Annotated in this window: 6 protein-coding genes; all 6 read right to left on the bottom strand. The window is 38.2% G+C overall.

Annotated elements, in window-relative coordinates; genetic code table 11:
• Nucleotides 1-737: gas vesicle protein GvpN (gene gvpN, locus NTU69_08440; GenBank protein ID MCX5803541.1), on the bottom strand; the 737-nt coding region annotated here is incomplete at its 3' end.
• 17 nt (nucleotides 738-754) lie between these two features.
• On the bottom strand, nucleotides 755-1,093 hold the full coding sequence (locus NTU69_08435; protein ID MCX5803540.1) for a hypothetical protein: 339 nt from the start codon (nucleotides 1,091-1,093) through the stop codon (nucleotides 755-757).
• 86 nt (nucleotides 1,094-1,179) lie between these two features.
• Nucleotides 1,180-2,160, bottom strand: a complete 981-nt coding sequence (locus tag NTU69_08430) for a hypothetical protein (GenBank protein ID MCX5803539.1) — start codon at nucleotides 2,158-2,160, stop codon at nucleotides 1,180-1,182.
• 2 nt (nucleotides 2,161-2,162) lie between these two features.
• Nucleotides 2,163-2,804: a hypothetical protein gene (locus tag NTU69_08425; GenBank protein ID MCX5803538.1), complete on the bottom strand. Its 642-nt coding sequence runs from the start codon at nucleotides 2,802-2,804 to the stop codon at nucleotides 2,163-2,165.
• 110 nt (nucleotides 2,805-2,914) lie between these two features.
• On the bottom strand, nucleotides 2,915-3,121 hold the full coding sequence (gvpA, locus tag NTU69_08420; GenBank protein MCX5803537.1) for a gas vesicle structural protein GvpA: 207 nt from the start codon (nucleotides 3,119-3,121) through the stop codon (nucleotides 2,915-2,917).
• 94 nt (nucleotides 3,122-3,215) lie between these two features.
• Entirely contained in the window at nucleotides 3,216-3,575 is a 360-nt protein-coding gene (locus NTU69_08415) for a response regulator (GenBank protein ID MCX5803536.1), read from the bottom strand.
• Nucleotides 3,576-4,027 lie beyond the last annotated feature (452 nt).

Here is a 4,027-nt window from a genome sequence, read left to right as displayed (position 1 = left end):
CTTCTCACTGTTGGCTCAAATTCGCATTTTCCAGATTCCCTTAATCCCCTTACAATATTTACTATAAGTTCTGCATCATGTTTAGAGATTTTAGATTTTGCCTGGGTGATAGCCAGCTCTGTCTCATAATCGAAATGGTCTAAATCCATGGTGACCATTCTATCCCGCAGTGCATCCTGGCTTCTGTGGACACCGGCATATTCTTCTGGATTGGAAGTGAAGATTGCGGTGAAATTTGGATCAACCTTTAAATATGGTCCTTCATCACCATTCCCGGAAGGCATATCCAATACTTTCTCTTGCAGGATAGAAAGCAGGATATTATTAGCCTCTGGCCTTGAACGTGTGAATTCATCATATACGAGTGTAAATCCATTTTTACATGCCACAGTCAAACGGTTATCAACCCAGTGTTTGACCATGTCCTCTTCCACCTTTGTAACCCTTGAGACAAAACGGTCAACAACCTTTCTGAATCTGTAGCCATGCTCGCCGCCCACAAGGTTGGAGGTTGTAAACTCTTCATCCCCATGGATCAGCACGACTGGTCTTTTCAGCTTGCTTGCTATATGCATGGCAAGGGTTGTTTTTCCTGTACCTGATGGTCCTCTGAAATGAACTGGAAAACCTGCCTTGATGTATGAGAGTATCCTGCTTGTAATGTCCTTTATATATTTGGTTTCTACAAAATCTGACAAGGGCGTTGGTTCAAGAACAACATCGGTATCATTGATCATTTTAAACCACCTCTTTTTTAGACTTTATTTCTTTTTTCCTTCAAAATCGCGCTTGTTTTATTCCATATCCTCCTGGCTTCATCCAGATCTGCCTTCGTCTCATTTTCCTTCTTCTTGAAATCTTCCCTGAGAGCGTTCATATTCTTTACTAAATTTTCTTTTTGCTCCTGTAACTCTTCTTTTAAATCCTTACTCATCTGCTCATGAAATTGCTTGGAATCCCTCAGGAATTTTCTCGCATTGTCCCGAATAGCACCTGCATCTTCTTTAAGCTTCTTTATACTTTTTTCTCTATCCTCGTGCCCGGCTTTGATATCTTCACAAAGAGACCTCATACCATTTGATGCTCTGTTCATGTGCTAACCTCCCTTTTCAATTGCGGATTGCAGATTTTAGATTGCAGAATAGATTTTGAAATCCACATTCCGAAATCCGAAATAATCTACAGCGGGTAATAAAGGTTATCCTCTTTCCTGACTTGACCCTCCTCTAATAATCTCTTGGCTATTACTCCCAATCTTGTTCTGGCGACCCCAAGAGGCTTTTCCATATCGCCAACTTTCACCCCTTTTGGATGTTTATTAATAAATTTCAATACCCTTTCTTCAAGGTCCATCTTAGGGGACGCTTCCTCTTCTTCCTCTTCTTCTAAAGCCTCTGCAACGGTCATCACCTTTTCTTTTACCTTAACACTCGGGGCAAGATCTTTAAGAGATTTCGACTTCCTTGCTTTATTCTGCAAATTGGTCATCTCTGTCCAGATATCCTTAGTTTTTTTTAATTCCTTGCTCACATCGGCTTGATTTTTATCAAATTCTTTAAGCATTTTTTTTACAGTATCTGCTATATCCCCTGTGAATTTAGAGAGGTCTTCCTTCATTTGAACACTCATTTCCTTATGGGATTTATCGAACTCTTTAAGTTTCTTATCCACGTAATGCTCAATTTCCTTAACCTCATACGCAAGATTATTCTTAAGGTCTTTTGATGTCTTTATGCGGTCACGTTGAAAATTATTCAACATGGAGCCTACATCCTTGGTAAGGTCATTTACAAAATTGGTTAAATTTTTTGCCTGCTCATCACTCATATTCTGATGATCCTTCTGAAAATCCTTTCGCATATCATCCACGCTTTTTGATAACGTTTTGATAAATTTTTTCAGAAAGGCTTCCTGCTCATTACTCATCTTCTTGTGGCTTTTCCGAAATCCTGTGCGCAAATCAAATACATTTTTCGACAGACCGTTGATAAAATCAGTCAGGTTTTTAGATTGTTCTTCACCCATCGCTTTTCTGTCAGTGGCAAAATCTTTCAAAGTATCATGAGTGTCTTGTATTAGATTGCCCACTGCTTTTATTCTCATGTTATATGAAGTCATGATGTTGTCTGTAATGCTTTTCATATCACTTGCTATTCCCATCTTTATACCTCCTTGTTTAATCTCGAGCTTCTAAATTCTTGAAGCATATTTATTACTTCCATCCGTCTTTCATCCCGTCGGGCAATTCGCTCTCCATACTTAATCATTCTTTCTTCACGCTGGGTCTTAAACTCGTTAAGCAATGACTTAAGGTCTTTTATCCGAAGCCCTCTTTCCCTGGCTAAAAGATCTTTGAGCCCCATAATCATTTTTTGTTGTTCTTGCTGAAATTCCTTTAATTTTGAGGCAACCTCGGTCTTTCGTTCTTCCTGCTCATCAAGGATTCTCTGGAGCATCTCCTGATATTCTTTTACCCTTATAGCTTCGCCTTTATCCAAAGCATCCCTGACTTCCGTGAGGTGTGACTTAAGGGTATTAACTGTTTCTTCCTGCTCATTGAGATAGCTATTTAATAGATGCCTTGCCTCGTTTTCTTTCTCGTCCTGGGTTAAAAGTATCTCCTTCATCATGCTATCAAAATCTTTTCTTCTCAAAGATTTATTTTTAGCAAGACTTTCGCGTAACTCTATCTTGACCTTTTCTCTTTCATCTCTATTGTCAATAAGGGAGTCCTGAAAATTGCGAACAATATCTTCAACGCCTGTTTCATAAAGGTTAGTGATGTTATTTGTTGTCTCTTTCATATCATCCTCAAAAAATGATTCCTGGTAAAAACGACTTCTTGGCGGGTCATGCTTTCAATCCAATACGGGGGGGCTTGCAAGGATGACTCGGCAAGAATCGCTTTTAAGCATTAAGCCGCTGTTGCTGTCAGGCCTATTGCTTCGGCATACTTTAAGTATGTCTCGACTGATGCCACGACCACTCTCGCTTCGATTGCGAGTATCTCAATGCCTACCAGAGAAACCCTTACCCATGCGTCGACAACAACACCCTTATCGAGTATTCTGTCGATGACCTCGACCAAACTGCTGGATCCGATTGCTTTTTCTACTGCCATAATAAGTACCTCCTTTTTTTATTCCGCTTTTATATGAGGAGCGGTTAACCTCATCAAGCCAGTATCACTATATGTATTCCATAAGCTCAATCAGCTATCCCTTTAAGTTTTGTTTCACGGCCCCCACAAGGGCATTCAGGTCAAAAGGTTTATCAAAAAAACTGCACACGCCTAATTCATGTGCCTTTGACCTGACGAATTCATTCCCATAGGCAGAAATCATTATAACTGACGATGAAGAACTAAATTTCTGTATTTCCCCTAAAATTTCAAGACCAGACATATCATGGAGCTTGTAATCGAGAATGATAAAATCATATATATTATCTTTTATTTCTTTTATGGCAGATTTACCATTATAAGCCGTATTTACCAAAAAACCCTCTTCTTTCAAAGCATCTGAAATGACCTGGCACATATCTTCATTATCATCTATAACCAGTATTTTACCCATTTTTCATCTTTTAATGAGCTAAGCAGTTAAGCAGTTTTTGTAACCTTTTCTTTTTATTTGCCTTCTCATAAGCACATTTTATCTATAAGCATTTTATAAGCATTTTTTGTGCCAGAAAATCAGTTTTCACAAAAAATATTTAACCCGTTGATTTTAAACGAATTTATAAAACAGGTAATGTAGTAAAATTTAAGAAGTATAAGATTAACTCTACACTTTTGTATAATTTTTCTATCGTTTTTAGCTTTTACAAAACTACTCTATTTTTCTGGAATCGTGATAAATTGAGGTTCTTTCTTATTTAAGTTACATTTATAGCATTTAGTCTTAGGTTTAAAAAAGCCCACAGTGCTGGCCTGCCTGTAGCAGACAGGTGAATTTTCTTTCTGGAAGCAATCAATGTCTTTATACCTATAGGCCATTTATCTCTCACAGAGTACACCCCAGTGAAA

The sequence above is a fragment of the Pseudomonadota bacterium genome (assembly GCA_026388215.1).
Classification (GTDB): Bacteria; Desulfobacterota; Syntrophorhabdia; order Syntrophorhabdales; family Syntrophorhabdaceae; genus JAPLKF01.
This window is presented reverse-complemented; position numbering and strand designations above follow the sequence as displayed.